We start from the raw sequence: 17114 nt of genomic DNA, 5'->3' as shown, positions 1-17114 counted from the left end.
GTGAACTCGGGTCGCTATAGTTTCCTCCTAATGGTTTAGGGGGTCCCATGGAGCGCGAAGAATTACTCGACGATGTACTCGAGTCGATGGTGCAGTTTCTGCGAGCGTCCAACCCGTTGCAGGGCGACGCGGTCGCGCAGTCCAACCTCACGCCGCACCAGTTCCGGGCCTTGGTGTTCGCGCTCGTTCACGACAACGCCACCACCACGGATCTCGCGCAATACGTTGGGGTTCACCCCAGCGTCGCGACGGCGATTGTCCAGAAGCTCGTGGGGCGCGGCTACATCGCGCGTACCGAGGACACGCAGGACCGTCGTATTCGCAGGCTGTGCCTGACGGAGAGTGGCCGCGAATTCATCGAGGCCGTCGTGGGGACCGCGCGGGCCGAGCGCCGGCGCCAGCTCGACGCGCTGAGTGAGGACCAGATGCGTCAGCTCAGCGGAATCCTGGAGACGATGAGCGCCGCCCTGCCTCGCGATCCGGCCTAGCGGTAGGGAGCGGTTAGCTTCGCAGCGACCGCGACGCCCTCGATGAGCATGGCCTTCCAGGTCGCCGGCACCTCGCGAATGTAGCCCTTCAGCGTGTGTTCCCGCGGCTGGACTGGGGGGAACACCCCCGACGCAGTGAGGCCCTGCAACTGGCATAGCCACACGGCGCGCGGCAGGTGAAACTCCTGAGTGCACACGATCACGGATCTGAGTCCTAGCACCCGGCACGCGTTGACCGCCGACGCGCGCGTGTTGACGCCCACCCCGTCGCGGACGATGTCGCTCTCCGGCACCCCCAACTCAATCGCGGTGCGGACCATGGACTCGACCTCGTCGAGCCCCTCACGATTACTCTGCGCGCCGCTCATGACGATCTTGGGGACCAGCCCGCGCTCGTACAGCGTCACCCCTGCCTGAACTCGCTCGCGCAGGAACCGCGACGGGCGGCCGTCTTCCCAGACTCGTGCGCCCAGTACCAGCGCGGCATCGGCCGGCTGCAACGCGGCCGATGCGACGGGGTGCAGCCACCCCAGGGTCGCCGCGCGTGTCACGACCAGGGGCGCCATCGCGATGCTTGCGAATCCCGCGAGGCCGCGCAGGTCTGACCCGCGTGGCTTCACGAGCGTGTCCGCAGAGCGGTCGGTGCTTCTTCCGAGACGGAGCCCAGGGGAGCCTGGCCCCTAAAAATGGTGGTGGTCATCGCAGCGAGTGGCGCCACGCCGACGGCCCGCGACCCAGGGGGCCGCCGGCGTGGCGCCCGCGCATCGTGCGTACCCGATCCATCCACGCCGAGGTGGGGGAGCCGGGCTCGTCGTCGTCTGCCGCGGAGGTAAACGCCACCATGCCAGCCACGAGAGCCGCGAGCTCGGCGTCGTCGGGCGTGCCGCGGACCACCTTCATGCCCGCGGTTGAGGAGGACTTGTCGGTGGGCGTCACAGTGGGATGTTCCCGTGCTTCTTTGGGGGCATCGCCGCGCGCTTGGTGCGCAGGGCGCGCAGTGCGCGCACTACCTGCTCGCGGGTCTCGGAGGGTTCGATTACCGCGTCGACGTAGCCGCGGTCGGCGGCGTCGTACGGGTTGACGATCCGGTCCTCGTAGTCGTCGATCAGCGCCTGGCGCTCGCCCTCGACGTCGCCGCCCTGCTCCTGAACGGTGGCGAGGGTGCGTCGCTGCAGGATGTTCACTGCGCCCGCCGCGCCCATGACCGCGATCTGCGCGGTGGGCCACGCGACGTTGACGTCGGCACCGAGCTGCTTGGACGCCATGACGATGTATGCGCCGCCGTAGGCCTTGCGAGTGATCACCGTGACGAGCGGCACGGTGGCCTCCGCGTACGCGAAGATCAGCTTGGCGCCGCGACGGATGATGCCCTGGTGCTCCTGGTCCACGCCGGGCAGGAAGCCGGGGACGTCCACGAATGTGACCACGGGGATGTTGAACGCGTCGCACGTGCGCACGAATCGCGCGGCCTTCTCCGCCGCATCGATGTCGAGCGTGCCAGCCTTAGCCAGCGGCTGATTGGCGACGATGCCGACGGAGTGGCCCTCGACGTGACCGAAGCCGATCACGATGTTGGGGGCAAATAGCGGCTGAATCTCGAAGAAGTCGCCCTCGTCGAGAACTGCCTGGATCACGGTCTTCATGTCGTACGGCTGGTTGGGGCTGTCCGGGATGATCGTGTTGAGGGCCTCGTCGGCCTCCGTGAGGGTGAAGTCAGCCTCCGACTCCCATGTGGGGGCGTCGGACAGGTTGTTCTGCGGCAGGAACTGCAGCAGGTGCTGGACGTACTCGATCGCGTCCGCCTCGTCCTCGGCCAGGTAGTGCGCGACGCCCGACTTCTGGTTGTGGGTCTGGCCGCCGCCCAGCTCCTCGAAGGTGACGGACTCGCCGGTGACGGACTTGATCACGTCGGGGCCGGTGATGAACATCTGCGACGTGCCGTCGGCCATCACGATGAAGTCGGTCAGCGCGGGGGAGTACACGGCGCCTCCGGCCGACGGGCCGAGGATGATCGAGATCTGGGGGATGACGCCCGATGCGGCGACGTTGCGGCGGAAGATTTCCGCGAACTGGGTCAGCGCCGCCACACCCTCCTGGATGCGCGCGCCACCGCCGTCGGAGATGCCGATCAGCGGTACCCCGGTGCGCAGCGCGAAGTCCTGGGCCTTGGCGATCTTCTGGCCGTGCACCTCGCCGAGCGAGCCGCCAAAGACGGTGAAGTCCTGGCTATACACGCACACCTGGCGGCCGTCGATGGTCCCGTGGCCCGTGACGACTCCGTCGCCAAAGGGGCGGTTCTTGTCGAGTCCAAAGTTGCGAGAGCGGTGGCGGGTCAGCGCGTCGAGCTCGACGAACGATCCCTCGTCGAGCAGCATCTCGATGCGCTCGCGGGCGGTCTTCTTGCCGCGAGCGTGCTGCCGCTCTTGCGCGGCGGCCTCCGCCGTGGTCGATGCGGCGGCGGTCTTCTTGCGTAGCTCGGCGAGCGCACCGGCGGTGGTCTTGCTCGGGTTGTTAGTCGACACGTGTCCCCCTTGAATGAACTGCCAGTAGCCTAGCCGGGTGAGTACCCCTTCGCCTGCATCTGTCGCCCAGTCTCGCCGACCCCTGACCGCGGACGCCCTGACGGTGATCGTGGGGGAGAACCGGCCGCTGTCGCGGGTGAGCGTGGTGGCGACCTCGCCCTCTACTAATACTGCGGTGCTTGCCAAGGCTCAGGCCAAGCCGGAAGAGTGGCCGCACCTCAGCGCCCTGGTGGCAGATCACCAGACCGCTGGACGCGGGCGCGCCGGCCGCCAATGGCAGACCCCCGCATCGGCCGCCTGCACGCTTTCGGTAGTGCTGCGCCCCACCGGAATCTCCCGTGACGAGTATGGCTGGGCCCCGCTGGTGGTGGGCCTGGCGACGGTGCGCGCGCTGCGCACCCTGGGCGTGGGCGCCATGCTCAAGTGGCCCAACGACGTGGTGGTTGAGGCCGGCGTGCGCGACATTCCCGAGTGGGGCAAGTGGCGCAAGGTGGTCGGAATCCTGTGCGAGATGGTGCCCGGGCAGGACGCCATCGTCGCCGGAATCGGCATCAACGTGTCCCAAACATCGGTCGAGTTGCCGGTGCCGCACGCCGCCTCGCTCGCCACCCTGGAGGCCAGCAAGCTCGATCGCGTCGCGCTACTGCGCGTGCTGAGCGCGGAACTGAGCGACGCCGTGCGCACCTGGGAGGGTCACGACGGTCGCGGAGCAATTCGCGAGGCGGTGACCGCGGTGTGCGCGACCATCGGCTGGGAAGTGGCCGTCGACGTACCCGGCGGTACCCCCGTGACCGGGCGCGCAGTCGGGCTGAGCGCGGTGGGCGGCCTGATAGTCGAGACCGCATCGGGCGAACGCAGGGAAATCCTGGCGGGCGACGTGCGCGTACGCCGCGCCTAGCCCGCCCCTCACCCGGCCGCGTTAGGCCAGGGGAAAGGGCAAGGGCACGGGCACGGGCGGGAGAACGCGAGGCTACAGAATCGCGGCCAAGTCCGCGGAGACCTCGGCTCGCACGGCCTCCCGGGCATCGGAAGCAGTCCGTGCCGAGCGGGCCAGGTGCGCCAACCGTTGGCACTGCGCGAAGGTGTGTCGCGACAGCGCGAAGCGGACCAGGGGGACCCGGGCCGGAGCCATCGAGAGGCTACTGCAGCCAAGTCCCGCCAGCACCAGCGCCATGAGGGCGTCGCCCGCGGACTCTCCGCAGACGCCCATCGGCTTGCCGTTGATGGCGGCACCTCGGCAGGCCTCCGCGATCACGTCGAGCACGGCCGGCTGCCACGGGTCCAGCAGCTCCGCGAGCTCGCCCTGCATGCGGTCGGCGGCCATCGTGTACTGGGCCAGGTCGTTGGTGCCGAGCGAGCCGAAGTCGACCTCCGCCAGCACGTGCGTGGAACGCAGCGCAGCGGCTGGGATCTCGATCATCACGCCCACGTTGCGCAGGCCGTTCTCGCGAACCCTGCGCGCGAACCAGGCGGCCTCCTGGGCGTCGGCCACCATCGGCGCCATCACCCAGACGTCAGCGCCGGTATCCGTGGCGGCAATGGAGAGCGCCTCGAGCTGGGCGTCGAGCAGGTCCGGGCGCTCGGCGGAGAGTCGCAGTCCGCGGCGGCCCAGGGCGGGGTTCTCCTCCGCGCCAAGGTCGGCGAACGCCAGCGGCTTGTCCGCGCCGGCGTCGAGAGTGCGAACCACCACGCGTCGGCCGTCGAACGGCGCGAATACCTGGCGATACGTCTCCGTCTGCTCCTCAACGGTAGGCGCGGTCTGGGCCGACAGGAACACGAACTCCGTGCGGAAGAGGCCCACTCCCTCGACGTCGCACTTACCAGCCGCGACCGCGTCCTCGACTCCGCCAATGTTCGCGAGGAGCTTGACCTGCTTGCCGTCCAAGGTCGAGCCGGGCCCGGATAGGTGAGAGAGGGCGTCGGCACGCCGGGCGTTTCGAGCACGCCGCGCGTCGACGGTCGCCTGCTCGGGGCGCAGGTGAACCGAGCCGATGTCGCCGTCGATCATGACCAGGTCACCGTCGACAAACTCGGCCGCCTCGGCAACCTTCACCACTGCGGGAATGCCCATCTGGGCCGCCAGGATGGCGGTGTGGCTGGTGCGACCACCGGCCTCGGTGATGATGCCAAGCACCTTGGTGCGGTCCAGGGTCGCGGTCTCCGCTGGCGCGAGGTCGTACGCGACCAGCACGCACTCCTCGGCGAGAGGGGGCACGCCCGGCGCGGGCGCTCCTAAGACCGCCGCAATAGCGCGGTCGCCCACGTCCCTGAGGTCGGTCGCGCGCTCCGCGAAGTAGCCTCCGAGGGCGATGAACTGCTCCATGAACTCACGCGTGGCACCGTCGATCGCTGTCGCGGGGCCGGAGCCGGCTGCGGCGCGCGCGATGGCGCCGTCGATCAGGCTGGGGTCGCGCGCGAGCATCGCCGTGGCGCTGAGGATTGCCGCGGCCGTGTCGTCGACTGAGCCGAGGCGCGAGTCGAGGTCGAGAGCGACGCTCTCGAACGCCTCGCGAATCCTCGCCTCCGCATCGGGGGAGGTGGGCTCCGACTCGGGAGGTCGAACCCCGCGTCCCACTCGGACCACCGGGCCGAAGGCGATCCCCTCGGATACTCCTAGCCCCTGGAGGACGGTCATGACGATGGTTCCGCGTCGAGGTCCTTCGCCAGCAGCTCTGCGAGCGGCTCGAGCGCGGCGTCTGCGCCGTCTCCCTCGGCGCTGAGCTCGACGGTGTCGCCGAACTTCGCGCCCAGAGCCATGATCGCGATCATGCTGTTCGCGGGGACGGGCGCGCCGCCCTCCTTGGCGATCTTGATGGGCATCGGTGCCTCGTTCGCGGCTTTGACGAAGATCGCTGCGGGGCGCGCGTGAAGGCCAACGGTTGAGCCGATCGTGACGGTACGTGTGGACATGTCATCTCCTTTGATGTGTGCTGGCGCTCCGCGTCAGTCGCTGGTCATGCTGAGTGAGGGTAAAGGTGCGGTGGAGGTATCCACGGTGACGTGCGCGATGTCGCGCGGACCGGGTACCGAACTTCCGGGGAGTTCGACGGCAGCTGAGCCCCATCGAACGGCTTGCGCGATCGCGGCTCGGGGGTCCGCTCCTGCGGAGACGGCGTCGAGCCAGCCCGCGAGCAGGCAGTCGCCGGCGCCCACGGTGGACAACGGGATGGTGCCGCGCGAGACCGCGTGTTCGGCCCCGTCCGCGGTGACGGCAACTGCGCCGTGTGAGCCCAGGCTGACCACCACGGTTTCCACGCCGCTATTGACGACGTCGCGGGAAGCGGCGAGGACGTCCGACAGCTGCCGCAGGGGGTGTCCGACGTACTCGCCGAGCTCGTGATGATTGGGCTTGACGAGGTCGGGGCGCGCCGCGATGGCATCGCCGAGGGCGTCGCCGGAGGTGTCGATCGCGATCTTCACTCCTCGGGCACGAGCGCGTTCGACTAACTCTCGGTAGAGGGAGCCGTCCAAGCCGGGCGGAAGCGAGCCGCAGCCCACTACCCAGCTGGCACCCGTGAGCTGCGCCTCGACGGCCTCGAGCATGAGGGTCGCGTCGGCCGCGGTCGACAGGCGGCCACGTTCGTTGATCTTGGTGGTGGTGCCGTCTTCCTCGACCAGAGTGATGTTGGTGCGTACTGCTCCGGCGAGGTCGATGAGCGTGTGGGGGACTCGGGCGTCGTCAAGCAGCGAAGAGAACTGGGCCGCCATCGCGCCGCCCGCGGGAAGCACCGCGATGGTCGCAGTGCCGTTGGCCGCGAGTGCTCTGGAGACGTTGACACCCTTGCCGCCGGGATCCTCCCGCAGGCTGAGCGCCCGATGGACGCCGCCCCGCTGAAGGGTGTCGAGCGCGATGGTCCTGTCCAAGCTGGGGTTCGGAGTGAGCGTGATAATCATGTGCGCACTACCTCCACTCCTTGATCCTCGTAGTCCTGAACCGTGTCCGCGTCCAGGGAGTCGTCGCTGATGAGCAGCGAGACGTCGGTGGTGTCTGCAAATTTGTGAAGGTGCACGTGGCCGGCCTTGGAGGCGTCGGCCAGCCCAATGAGCCTGCGTGCGGAGCCCGCCATTGCCTGCTTGGCGGCTGCCTCCGCTTGATCGGGGGTGGTGAAGCCGTGCGCGACGCTGAAGCCGTTGGCGCCCAGGAACGCGACGTCCACCCAGATGTCCTTGAGCGAGGCCGTGAGCCAGTCGCCGACGGCGGCGCCCGTGGTGCTGCGCACCCGGCCGCCAAGCAGCATGAGTTCGGTCTTGTCGCGGTGGGCCAGGCGCCCAGCAATCTCCACGGAGTTGGTGATCGCGGTGATCCGTAGCGCCGGCGGCAGTGCGTCAACCGCCGCCAGCGTCGTGGTTCCCGCGTCAAACAACACGGTGTCGCCATCGCTCAGTTCCTGTACGGCCCGGGAGCCGATGCGCCGCTTGGCGTCCGCGGACTCAGAGTGACGGCTCTGGAGGTTGCGCTCGAGCGACATCCGGGTCACGGGTAGGGCGCCACCATGTACGCGCCGGACAACGCCGAGCCGCTCGAGCGCCGTCAGATCGCGGCGCACCGTCTCGACAGTCACGCCGAGGTCGTCGGCGAGCGCACCCACCTCAACACGTCCGCGTGCGCGGGCGGTTGAGAGGATGGACTGCTGGCGTTCCTGCGCGTACATGGTGTCTCCTACAGATCAGTGAAGAGTGGGTGGGGGTGAACGAGGATCAGGGCTCGATGGTGACCTTGATCGCTTCTCCACGCTTGACGATACCGAAAGCATCCAGCACATCTACCAGCGGGATGTGCGCGGTGATGAGATCCTTGACCGGCACCTCTCCGGACGCGATCATGCGCAGCGCTTCCTTGTTGTGGTGCGGCGCCGATCCGTTCGCGCCAAAGATGCGCAGCTGACGGTAGTGCACCAGGTTCGAGTCGCACTTGATGAACGGGTTGGTCTTGGGCAGGCCGCCAAAGAACGAGATCTTGCCGTTGCGGGCGGCCATCTCGATGGCCTGCTCCTGGGCGATGTTCGCGGCCGTAGCCGTGATGATGGCGTCCGCCCCGCGACCGTCGGTGAGCTCCTTGACGCGTTCGACGACGTCGACCTCCGCGCCGTTGATGACCTCGTCGGGGTGCACCGCATCGGCCGTCATCTTGAGGCGCTCGTTGTTGACGTCAATGAGGAAGACGCGCTTGGCGCCGTTGGCTCGGGCCAGGCGGATGTGCATGGCGCCGATGGGGCCGGCGCCGAATACGACCACCGTGTCGCCCTCCTCGATGCCGAGGATCCGCTGCGCGTTGATGGCGCAGGCCAGGGGCTCGGCGGCGGAGGCCTCGTCGAATCCGATGTTCTCCGGGATGCGGTTGAGCCCGTCGACCTTCATGACCTCCTTGGGGACGATCATGTACTCGGCGAATCCGCCGGAGTACTGATATCCCATGGACGTCTGGTTCTGGCAGACCTCCATCCAGCCGCGGTCGCACTCGTAGCAGTCGCCACAGGGCACAGCGGCGATGACCTGAACGCGGTCGCCGATGGCCCAGCCGTCGATGCCCTCGCCGACGGTCACGATCTCGCCGGCGATCTCGTGGCCGATGATGCGCGGCGGGGTGAGGTTCTGGTGGCCGTTATGGAAGATCTTGACGTCCGTGCCGCAGGTGGAGCAGTTACGGACGCGGATCTTCACCTCGCCGGGGCCGGCCTCGGGTTCTGGGACATCCTCGACTCGGACGTCTTCAGGGGCGTAGAAAACTAGGGCTTTCATGATGTTCTAATCCTTTGGGTTTTGGGGTGACAGCAGCGCGAGGACGGAATCGACCGACTCCGCGTCTCGCAGTGCGGCGGCCTGTGCGGGGTCCATCAGGACCTGAGCTAGGGCGGAGAGAATGTCGACGTGCTCTTCGGACTTGGAGGCGATGGGGATGCAGACCGTCACGGTCTCGCCGTCCCAGTCGACCCCGTCGGGGAACTGCAGATAGGCCAGGGCGGCCCGGTTGATGTGCTCGCGGGACTCGTTGGTGCCGTGGGGAATCGAGACGCCCTCCCCCACGAACGTGGAGATCGACTTCTCTCGCTCGTGCAGCGCCGCGGCGTACTCTTCCGTAGCCGCGCCGATCTCGACGAGGACCTCTCCGCACTGGCGCAGCGCGTCCGCCTTGTCCTTGGCTGTCAGGCCAAGGCGGACGGCGCTCGCTGCCAGCAGCGGTTGGTCAGGACTCAAGGTCGGTGCCCTTGACTATCGCGTCTTCAAGCCGAGTGAAGGCGAGGTCACCGATGAACATGACGAACGGGATGACCACCGCGTTGGGTGCGCTGGCCTGGGCCCTTGCGGCCAATCCCTGGTGGCACAGCACCACAGTCGCGTCCGCCGGGAGCTCGCTGACGGGGGTGTGAGCGACCTCGATTCCCCTCGCGCCCAACTTGGAACGCAAGTTGCTCGCAACCATCACCGAGCTACCCATCCCCGCGTCGCACGCGATGATGACCTTCTTAATGTCGGAACCGTTAATTGACGGCATCTGAATTTCCTTTCGTAGTGAGGGTGGAACCGGCAGCGGACGCTGCTGTTAGTGCGGTTAGGAGGAGACTGCTGCGGGAGTGGGCTCGGCCGGGGTGGCCGCTGCGTCGTCCGCTGCGTTCTCGTGACGTGCCTCGCGACCAAAACCCATCACGAATGCGGCGACGATGAACGACACTGCTGCCGCCAGGATGATCTGGCTAAACATCACGATGTAGTTGCCTGCGCCGGGGGGAGTGAAGGCCATCCATGAGAAGACCGATCCGGGAGAGGCCGGCGCGACAAGCCCGCCGTTGAACATGACGCCGATGAACACGCCGGTCATTCCACCAAGGATCGCGGCCAGGATCAGCTTCGGCTTGGCCAGGATGAACGGGAAGTAGATCTCGTGAATACCACCGAACACGTGGATGACGGCGGCGCCGGGGGCGGCCGACTTCAGCATGCGAGGGCCAAAGGCCATGAAGGCGACGAGGATGCCGAGTCCGGGGCCGGGGTTGCTCTCGATCATGAAGAGCAGCGACTTGCCGGTCTCCTCTGCTTCAGCGGTACCGAGCGGCGTGAACACGCCGTGGTTGATCGCGTTGTTGAGGAACAGGACCTTTGCGGGCTCCACGAGGATGGACGCGAAAGGCAGCAGGCTGTTGTCGACGAGGAAGTTCACTCCCTGGCCGGCCAATTCCACTCCCTTGGAGACCACCGGGCCAACGATGGTCATGCCCAACAGGGCCAGGAAACCACCGAGGAGTCCGAGTGAGAAGTTGTCGATGAGCATCTCGAAGCCGGGCTTGATCTTGCCTGCCCACATGGCCTCGACTCGCTTGAGGAGGTAGGCGGCCAACGGGCCGATCATCATGGCGCCCAGGAACATCGGAACGTCGGAGCCGACGACCACACCGGTCGTGGCCACTGCGCCAATTACTGCGCCGCGGGTGCCGTAGACCATGTTTCCGCCGGTGTAGCCGATGAGGAACGGCAGCAGATAGTTGATCATCGGGCCGATGATGACCGCGATACCGGCGGTCCACGTGATGACGGCCTCGTCGGGGCCGCCGTTGAAGATCTCCGCGATCTTGTTGACCCAACCATCGGGAATGAAGAGGGCGGTGATAAGTCCCCATGCGACGAACGCGCCGATGTTCGGCATGATCATCCCTGAGAGGAAGCGGCCTAGTCGCTGCACCTGGGCGCCCGCGCTGGGGCCGGTACGGTTCTTTTTCTCTTTGCTCTTTGCTTGAGCTTCATTAAAGGACATCGTCGTCCTTCCTTTCTCTGTCCGCATCGTTGCGAATCTGATCAATTATTACCCGAATTGGTCCGTTCCTGTGGAACTAAGCCTCACGTTAACCCACAGAAACGGGCACGTCAACAGATAAACGGGCACAAGTGGGCCTCGTTACGCACGAGTAACCGGGCATGGCGGGTGGTTTTTAGTGAAGTAGCAGGGCATCCGGCCACTTCGCTCCCGGGGCCTACGATGAAAATGTTCCTTTGGCGTCTTGGGGCGCAGTGGCGCGCTCCTGCGGCCGAAGACGTTTGAACTCAGACGCCCAACTAGCGGGGAGAAACACGTGACTGATCCAATGAGGGTGGCCGTCATCGGCACCGGCGGATGGGGCGAGCAACACGCCCGAATCTTCTCGCGCCGCAGCGACACGGACCTGGTGGCGGTGGTGGGCCGGGACGCCGGACGCACCGCGACCCGCGCATCGGCCTACGGGTCCGAGGGCTTTACCGACATCGATCAGATGCTCGCGGAAGCCAAGCCGGACCTCGTCACCGTGTGCCTGCCCAACGAGGGCCACTACGACGTGACCCTGCAGCTGGTGCGGGCGGGAGTCCCGCTACTCGTAGAGAAGCCGCTCGTGTTCGACCTGGACGAGGCGGACACCCTGATCGAGGAGGCGGCCGCGCGCGACCTGTTCTTCGCCATCAATCTCAATCACCGCTTTGCGGAACCCGTGCTGCGCGCCAAGGCCGCCATCGACGCGGGCGAGATTGGGCGTCCGGTGTTCGCGACGTGGCGATTTGGCGGCGAGGCGAATCACGGCACCTCAAGGCACGCCAACCTGATCGAGACCCAGTGCCACGGCTTCGACATGCTCGAGCACCTCGTGGGCCCCATCACGTCCGTCATGGCGCAGATGACTGACGTGACCTACGGGGACTGGAGCACCATCGCGATCGCGCTCGAGTTCCAGGGCGGCGCCGTGGGCACGATGCTGGGCAGCTACGACTCCTCGTACGCTTACCAGGACTCGCAGTTGGTGGAGATCAACGGCACCGAGGGGCGCCTGGTCATCAACGACACGGTGCGGGAGCTGAGCATCCAGAAGGCGGCGGACGAGACGGCCGCGGTGTGGCGAGCGGGTTACTTCAACGACGAGGCGCGGAGCTTCCACGGGACGTTCGACCGCCACGTGGACCGCGTGCTCGAGGCTCTGCGCGCGGGTGAGAAGCCCCCGGTGCACGCCACCGCTGGACGCCGGGCGCTCGCGATCGCGCACGCCGTGATCGAGTCGCACGAGAAGGGCACGCGAGTCGCGGTGCCTCCGCTGTAGCCGGCGGAGGGCTAGGTCGTGGCGGGTTTCAGCAGCTCGGCAGAGTTATTGCGCACGTTGCCCACGGCCTTGCCGATCGAGTACCAGGCGAGCTCGGGCGCAGGTGCGGCGATCACGTCGAACAGCGTGTCCTTGTCTGAGTCCGGGTCTAGCCACGCGTCGCGTTGATCGTCGGTGAGCATGACGGGCTGACGGTCGTGCAGTTCGCGCATCTCGTCGCGCGCCGCGGTGGTGACGATGGTGCAGGTGGCGAGCCAGGGCGCATCGTCCCCCGTACCCTTCTCGCGCCAGAACTCGTACAGGCCCGCGAAGGCGAGCGGCGCATCGTCCGTGGTGTGAATGTAGTGAGGCGTCTTGACGCCGCCCTCGGTGTGCCACTCGTAGTAGCCGCTCGCGGGGACCAGGCAGCGGCGCTTGGCGAAGGCGGAGCGGAACGACGGCTTCTCCGCGACGGTCTCGCCGCGCGCGTTGATCATCCGCGAGCCCACAGAGGGGTCCTTCGCCCAGGAGGGCACCAGGCCCCACTTTGCGGTCTCCGCGATGCGCTGGCTCGGGTCATCCTTGGACGCCGTCACCAGGATGACCTTCTGCGTGGGGGCGACGTTCCACGACGGGCCCAGCAGGCGCGCATCGTCCGCGATCGTGGCTATCTCAAAGGCGTCGATAAGTTCTTGCTCCGACAGGAAGTTCGCGTAGCGTCCGCACATGTTTCTAGTGTGCCGTGCCGCGAGCGGTCGCGCACGGGTGCGTGAGCCGGCGGTTCAGCCCAAAGGCCCAGTGTGGCGTGGCCGGGTGGTCACTTCGTGGCGCGTGCCTCGAGTGTCTGGCGCGCGGAGGCGGCGAGTTGAGCGCCCCAGGACCGAGCGCGTTCAAATTCGCCTTCTACCAGTGGGCCTTCAACTCCGGCGACGAAGAAGCCCTCCGGTGCGACCACGGCCTCGTAGCCGAGGTGGCTCAGGAGTTTTCCCGCCTTGCGAGCGGCCGATCCGGGCAGGCGGCGGGTCTTCGCGACCCGGGTGTCAAAGGTCGCGACTAGGACTCCGGCGTGCGTGGAGGGCAGTTCGGCGATCCATTCCCTGATTCCGGGGCTGGGAGTGGTGTTGCTCGCGCCGAGCTTGACGGCCTCGTACCGGGTGTCGGGTCGGGACATGGAGAAGGTGTGGGTGGGGCCTCCGACGACCACGAGGTCAACGTTGTACGCGGGGGAGGCCGGCGCGATACTCATCTCCAGCACTTCGACACTGGCCGAGTCGCTCAACCCGGTGGCGATAGCTTGGGCGATCTGTGCGGTGTTTCCCCACATGGATTCGTAAACGACGAGGGCTTTCATGGACTTCTCCTTTTGGTTGTCCGTGCTGATCGTGCGGGGAGCCTCGGGTGGCAATGGCCCTGTGGTTCAGCATCGAAATGAATCGTGTCGCTGGGCTGTGAGGTAGTCGAGCCCGCACTGATTCAGATCTCGCACGGCAAGAGAAGTGCGTACGTGCGCTCGACTCGCGCACCGTCGCGACCTTCACCTACTAGGGTGCGCCGGGCGCGGGCGTTTTTATGGGGACCTAAGTCCCCTTGGCGCAGTAGAACGCGGGCTTACGTTTCAAAGATGGACGTATCAATAGATATTGAAGTGTCGCGTTCGCCGGTCGATGCCGAGGCGTCCGTGGCGCTGCTCCAGGCGGTCGCGGACCCGGTCCGGTGGACAGTGCTCAGCCGCCTCGCGGTCAAGCCCGCCTGCGTGTGCGACATCCAGGACCACGTGCCCGTCGCGGGCAACCTGCTGAGCTACCACCTCAAGGTTTTGCGCGAGGCGGGCCTGGTCACCGCGACTCGCCGCGGACGCTGGATGGACTACGCCCTCGCGCCCGATGCCGAGGCCCGCCTCGCCGCGGCGTTGCCTACCGTGGTGGTGGGCGAACGGCCATGAGCCTGCTGGAACACATGCCGGTGACCCGCCGCGGCCGCGGGCTCACGCTCGTGCTGGCGGCGGGGATGTGGGCGGGGCTATATGCCTTGAATGAGCGGCTATGGGACTGGATCCTCTATGACGGGTTCGGCATGGACTCGGCGGACAGGGTGACCGAGACCGTTCATTTCTTTGTCTACGACACCGTCAAGATCGCGCTCCTGCTGGTCCTGATCATCTTTGTGGTGACCTACCTGCGCTCGTACATGAGCGTGGAGCGCACCCGCGCTCTGTTGGGCGGCAAGCGCGAGGGTGTCGGAAACGTGATGGCCGCGGGCCTCGGCGTCGTGACGCCCTTCTGCTCGTGCTCCGCGGTGCCCGCGTTCATCGGCTTCGTGTCCGCGGGCGTCCCCATCGGGGTCACGCTGAGCTTCCTGATCGCGTCGCCGATGGTCAACGAGATCGCCATCGGCATGTTGCTGACCCTGTTCGGCGTGAAGATCACCGCCATCTACGTGGGCGCCGGCCTACTGATCGCGATTGTCGCGGGCTGGATCCTAGGCCGCATGGGCGTCCAGAAGTGGGTCGAGCCGTTCGTCTTCGAGACCAAGCTGCGGGGCCAGCCCGTTGACCCCTCGCGCGCGCTGAACTTCGACGACCGCGTCACCATGGGCATCGAGGAGGTCGGCAGCGTGCTGCGCAAGATCTGGCCCTACCTGCTGGTGGGCATCGGGCTGGGAGCGCTGATCCACGGCTGGGTGCCCACCGAGTTCTTCACTACCTATGCCGGGCCGGGGTCGACGTTCGGCGTCCTCATCGCGATCGTGATCGGCATCCCGCTGTACTCGAACGCGGCCGGCATCATGCCGATGGTCCAGGCCCTGTTCGAGAAGGGTCTGCCCATGGGCACGCTGCTGGCCTTCATGATGGCCGTAGTCGCGCTGTCGCTTCCCGAGATGATCCTGCTGCGCCGCGTGCTCAAGCCGCAGCTGCTCGCCGCCTATGTCGGCGTGGTCGGCATCGGGATCGTCATGGTCGGCTACCTGTTCAACTTCCTGCTCACGTGACCCCACGCCTCGTTGCCTCACCCAACCCGCACTACCGAAGGAGAAAACCATGATCATCAAGGTCCTAGGCCCCGGCTGCGCCAACTGCAAGAACCTCGAGCGCGCGACCCGCGAAGCGATCGCGGGGCTCGGCCTCGACGCGACCATCGAGAAGGTCGAGGACTACGCGGCCATCGCTGGCTACGGGGTCATGTCGACGCCGGCGCTCGTCGTCGACGAGGAGGTGGTCGTGTACGGCCGCGTGCCCAAGGCGGCGGAGATCCGCGACCTGCTGACTCGGGGCGGCGCATAGTCCTCGTAGCTTCGCTCTCTAATAACCATATAGATAACTATTAGCCTCGTTGTTGTGCGAAGCATTGCGATGTATAGTCAAAAACATGGCTATTAAAACGGCAGTGACCGACGAGTTGGAGAGCGCCCTGGGTGCGCAGATTCGCCGCGCGCGGCTGCGCCAGGACGTCGATCAGATCACGCTGGCGCGACGCGCGAGCGTCTCGGTGGGCTCCATTCGCAACCTTGAGGCAGGCAAAGGCGCGCGGCTCACCACTCTGATGCGCGTGCTGCGCACCCTCGGGCTGGCGGACTGGATCTACTCGCTCGAGCCGGAGCCTGAGGTGGGGCCGCTCGACAAGCTGAGCGGCCTGGACCGCGTGGTCGAGCCCAAGCGAGCCACCGCCCGAAAGGCGCGGGCCGATGGCTGACTACTCGCACGTCGACGTGCTCGGCGTCCACGCCTGGGGCCGGCAGGTGGGGGCGATCACCGCATCGGCGCGTGCCCGCGGCGCCTATGTTTTTCAGTACCACCCCGACTGGATCGCGACGGGAATCGAGCTGGCACCACTCCTGATGGGGCGGGGTGCGGGCACGGGACGGGCGCGCGACACATTCGTCTTCCCTACGGATCAGTACAACGAGGTCACGTTCAAGGGCGTGCCGCCGATGCTCGCGGACTCGCTGCCCGACGCTTTTGGCAACACCCTCATCGATGCAGCTCTGCGGGAGCGCGGCATCAATGGGGAGCCGACAGCGCTCGACCGCCTCGCGTACATGGGCAAGCGCACCATGGGCGCTCTCACGTTTGAGCCCGCCGGTGATCTTCCCGCGCACTTCTCCACGGCTATTGACCTGCGCTCGCTCGTCGAGACCGCGCGCAGCGCCGTGGCGGGGGACCTCTCTAGCGAGGCCGGGGCATCGGCCGCGCTCCAGCATCTGTTGCAGGTGGGCACCTCCGCCGGTGGCGCTCGACCCAAGGCGGTGGTCGCGCTCAACCCGGTCACCGACGAGTTGCGCGCGGGCAACATCGACCTGGGGGCGGACGGGTTCGAGCAGTGGTTGCTGAAGTTCGACGGGGTGGGCAAGCGCACCTCCACCTCGACCGGGCAGCAGCTGGGCGATCCGCGCGGCTATACCCGCATCGAGTACGCGTACTGCCTCATGGCCGCTCAGGCGGGCCTCGAGATTCCCGCCACGAGGCTTATTGAAGAAAACGGCCGCGCGCACTTCATGATCAGGCGCTTCGACCGGACGGTCGAGGATGTGCGGCTGCATCAGCAGTCGCTGTGCGGACTGGCGGGCCTGGACTTCAACCTGTTGCCCGACGAGTCGGGCCGCGGCAACCGCTACGAGGACTACTTCGCCACGCTGAGGCGCATGGGACTCGACGCCGAGCTCACGCTTCAGGAGGCCTTCCGCCGGCTGGTGTTCAACGTGCTGGCATCGAACTGTGACGACCACACCAAGAACTTCGCCTTCTTGATGGATCCCGCGGGCACGTGGTCCCTGGCCCCCGCCTACGACCTCACCTTCGCCTACGACCCCTCCAGCGTGTGGGTGTCGAGGCATCTGACGTCGGTGGGGGGCAAGCGCGAGGGCATCACAGTGCGCGACATGATGGGCTTTGCCGACGCGCACGACGTTCCCGCTGCGCGCGCCATCATCGACCAGGCGGCCGATGCCGTGGCCGACTGGCGCACGCATGCCGACGCCGCAGGGGTGTCAGAGGCGAATACGGCCCGCGTGGGCGAGCGCCTGGAGGCGGTCGCGGCGTCTTGAGCCGGTAGCGAGGTTGGATTCTCGCGCCGGTG

At 66.9% G+C, this 17114-nt stretch carries 21 protein-coding genes; 8 read left to right on the top strand and 13 right to left on the bottom strand.

What is annotated here, in order from left to right; genetic code table 11:
* Positions 1-47: 47 nt before the first annotated feature.
* On the top strand, positions 48-488 hold the full coding sequence (locus tag ACQU6B_RS10365; RefSeq protein WP_430867475.1) for a MarR family winged helix-turn-helix transcriptional regulator: 441 nt from the start codon (positions 48-50) through the stop codon (positions 486-488).
* On the opposite strand, the gene ACQU6B_RS10360 is transcribed toward ACQU6B_RS10365, so the two are convergent.
* The 3 genes from ACQU6B_RS10360 to ACQU6B_RS10350 form a co-directional block, all read right to left on the bottom strand.
* Complete coding sequence (locus ACQU6B_RS10360) at positions 485-1108, bottom strand: SanA/YdcF family protein (RefSeq protein WP_430867474.1); 624 nt, start codon at positions 1106-1108, stop codon at positions 485-487. The two genes, ACQU6B_RS10365 and ACQU6B_RS10360, sit on opposite strands and share 4 nt — an antisense overlap.
* 76 nt (positions 1109-1184) lie before the next feature.
* Positions 1185-1424 (bottom strand): acyl-CoA carboxylase subunit epsilon, encoded by a 240-nt coding sequence (locus ACQU6B_RS10355; protein ID WP_430867473.1) that lies wholly within the window; start codon positions 1422-1424, stop codon positions 1185-1187.
* Positions 1421-3010: an acyl-CoA carboxylase subunit beta gene (locus tag ACQU6B_RS10350; protein ID WP_430867472.1), complete on the bottom strand. Its 1590-nt coding sequence runs from the start codon at positions 3008-3010 to the stop codon at positions 1421-1423. Before ACQU6B_RS10350 ends, ACQU6B_RS10355 begins: the two co-directional genes overlap by 4 nt.
* A gap of 37 nt (positions 3011-3047) precedes the next feature.
* On the opposite strand from ACQU6B_RS10350, the gene ACQU6B_RS10345 reads away from it, so the two are divergent.
* On the top strand, positions 3048-3908 hold the full coding sequence (locus ACQU6B_RS10345) for a biotin--[acetyl-CoA-carboxylase] ligase (RefSeq protein WP_430867471.1): 861 nt from the start codon (positions 3048-3050) through the stop codon (positions 3906-3908).
* 72 nt (positions 3909-3980) lie between these two features.
* Here ACQU6B_RS10345 and ptsP read toward each other — a convergent pair whose 3' ends face one another.
* From ptsP to ACQU6B_RS10305, 8 genes are read right to left on the bottom strand one after another with little or no spacing between them, the layout of a single operon-like run.
* Positions 3981-5645, bottom strand: a complete 1665-nt coding sequence (gene ptsP / locus ACQU6B_RS10340; RefSeq protein ID WP_430867470.1) for a phosphoenolpyruvate--protein phosphotransferase — start codon at positions 5643-5645, stop codon at positions 3981-3983.
* Positions 5642-5920, bottom strand: a complete 279-nt coding sequence (locus ACQU6B_RS10335; protein WP_430867469.1) for an HPr family phosphocarrier protein — start codon at positions 5918-5920, stop codon at positions 5642-5644. The genes ptsP and ACQU6B_RS10335 overlap by 4 nt, the downstream gene beginning before the upstream one ends.
* Positions 5921-5953: 33 nt before the next feature.
* The gene (gene pfkB / locus ACQU6B_RS10330) at positions 5954-6904 is read right to left on the bottom strand and encodes a 1-phosphofructokinase (RefSeq protein ID WP_430867468.1); all 951 of its coding nucleotides are present in this window, start codon (positions 6902-6904) and stop codon (positions 5954-5956) included.
* On the bottom strand, positions 6901-7662 hold the full coding sequence (locus tag ACQU6B_RS10325; protein WP_430867467.1) for a DeoR/GlpR family DNA-binding transcription regulator: 762 nt from the start codon (positions 7660-7662) through the stop codon (positions 6901-6903). Before ACQU6B_RS10325 ends, pfkB begins: the two co-directional genes overlap by 4 nt.
* Positions 7663-7708: 46 nt before the next feature.
* On the bottom strand, positions 7709-8749 hold the full coding sequence (locus tag ACQU6B_RS10320) for a zinc-dependent dehydrogenase (protein WP_430867466.1): 1041 nt from the start codon (positions 8747-8749) through the stop codon (positions 7709-7711).
* Positions 8750-8755: 6 nt separating this feature from the next.
* On the bottom strand, positions 8756-9205 hold the full coding sequence (locus ACQU6B_RS10315) for a PTS sugar transporter subunit IIA (protein ID WP_430867465.1): 450 nt from the start codon (positions 9203-9205) through the stop codon (positions 8756-8758).
* On the bottom strand, positions 9195-9503 hold the full coding sequence (locus tag ACQU6B_RS10310) for a PTS lactose transporter subunit IIB (RefSeq protein WP_430867464.1): 309 nt from the start codon (positions 9501-9503) through the stop codon (positions 9195-9197). Before ACQU6B_RS10310 ends, ACQU6B_RS10315 begins: the two co-directional genes overlap by 11 nt.
* 57 nt (positions 9504-9560) lie before the next feature.
* Positions 9561-10757 (bottom strand): PTS transporter subunit EIIC, encoded by a 1197-nt coding sequence (locus tag ACQU6B_RS10305; RefSeq protein ID WP_430867463.1) that lies wholly within the window; start codon positions 10755-10757, stop codon positions 9561-9563.
* A gap of 316 nt (positions 10758-11073) precedes the next feature.
* Between ACQU6B_RS10305 and ACQU6B_RS10300 the strand changes: the two genes are divergently transcribed.
* A complete protein-coding gene (locus ACQU6B_RS10300; RefSeq protein WP_430867462.1) occupies positions 11074-12063 on the top strand; it encodes a Gfo/Idh/MocA family protein in 990 nt (329 codons plus the stop codon).
* An 11-nt stretch (positions 12064-12074) separates the two neighbouring features.
* Here the strand turns inward: ACQU6B_RS10300 and ACQU6B_RS10295 are convergent, their stop codons facing one another.
* A complete protein-coding gene (locus ACQU6B_RS10295; RefSeq protein WP_430867461.1) occupies positions 12075-12770 on the bottom strand; it encodes an SOS response-associated peptidase in 696 nt (231 codons plus the stop codon).
* Between the two features lie 89 nt (positions 12771-12859).
* Complete coding sequence (locus ACQU6B_RS10290; RefSeq protein ID WP_430867460.1) at positions 12860-13393, bottom strand: flavodoxin family protein; 534 nt, start codon at positions 13391-13393, stop codon at positions 12860-12862.
* Positions 13394-13663: 270 nt separating this feature from the next.
* On the opposite strand from ACQU6B_RS10290, the gene ACQU6B_RS10285 reads away from it, so the two are divergent.
* The 5 genes from ACQU6B_RS10285 (at position 13664) to ACQU6B_RS10265 (ending at position 17082) form a co-directional block, all read left to right on the top strand.
* Positions 13664-13984, top strand: a complete 321-nt coding sequence (locus tag ACQU6B_RS10285) for an ArsR/SmtB family transcription factor (protein WP_430867459.1) — start codon at positions 13664-13666, stop codon at positions 13982-13984.
* A complete protein-coding gene (locus ACQU6B_RS10280; RefSeq protein ID WP_430867458.1) occupies positions 13981-15030 on the top strand; it encodes a permease in 1050 nt (349 codons plus the stop codon). Before ACQU6B_RS10285 ends, ACQU6B_RS10280 begins: the two co-directional genes overlap by 4 nt.
* 49 nt (positions 15031-15079) lie before the next feature.
* Complete coding sequence (locus ACQU6B_RS10275) at positions 15080-15322, top strand: thioredoxin family protein (protein ID WP_430867457.1); 243 nt, start codon at positions 15080-15082, stop codon at positions 15320-15322.
* Between the two features lie 85 nt (positions 15323-15407).
* Positions 15408-15731: a helix-turn-helix domain-containing protein gene (locus ACQU6B_RS10270; RefSeq protein WP_430867456.1), complete on the top strand. Its 324-nt coding sequence runs from the start codon at positions 15408-15410 to the stop codon at positions 15729-15731.
* Positions 15724-17082, top strand: coding sequence for a type II toxin-antitoxin system HipA family toxin (locus tag ACQU6B_RS10265; RefSeq protein ID WP_430867455.1), 1359 nt, complete (start codon positions 15724-15726; stop codon positions 17080-17082). The genes ACQU6B_RS10270 and ACQU6B_RS10265 overlap by 8 nt, the downstream gene beginning before the upstream one ends.
* Positions 17083-17114: the final 32 nt, after the last annotated feature.

It is taken from the genome of Demequina aurantiaca (assembly GCF_050598105.1).
Lineage (GTDB): Bacteria > Actinomycetota > Actinomycetes > Actinomycetales > Demequinaceae > Demequina > Demequina aurantiaca_A.
This window is presented reverse-complemented; position numbering and strand designations above follow the sequence as displayed.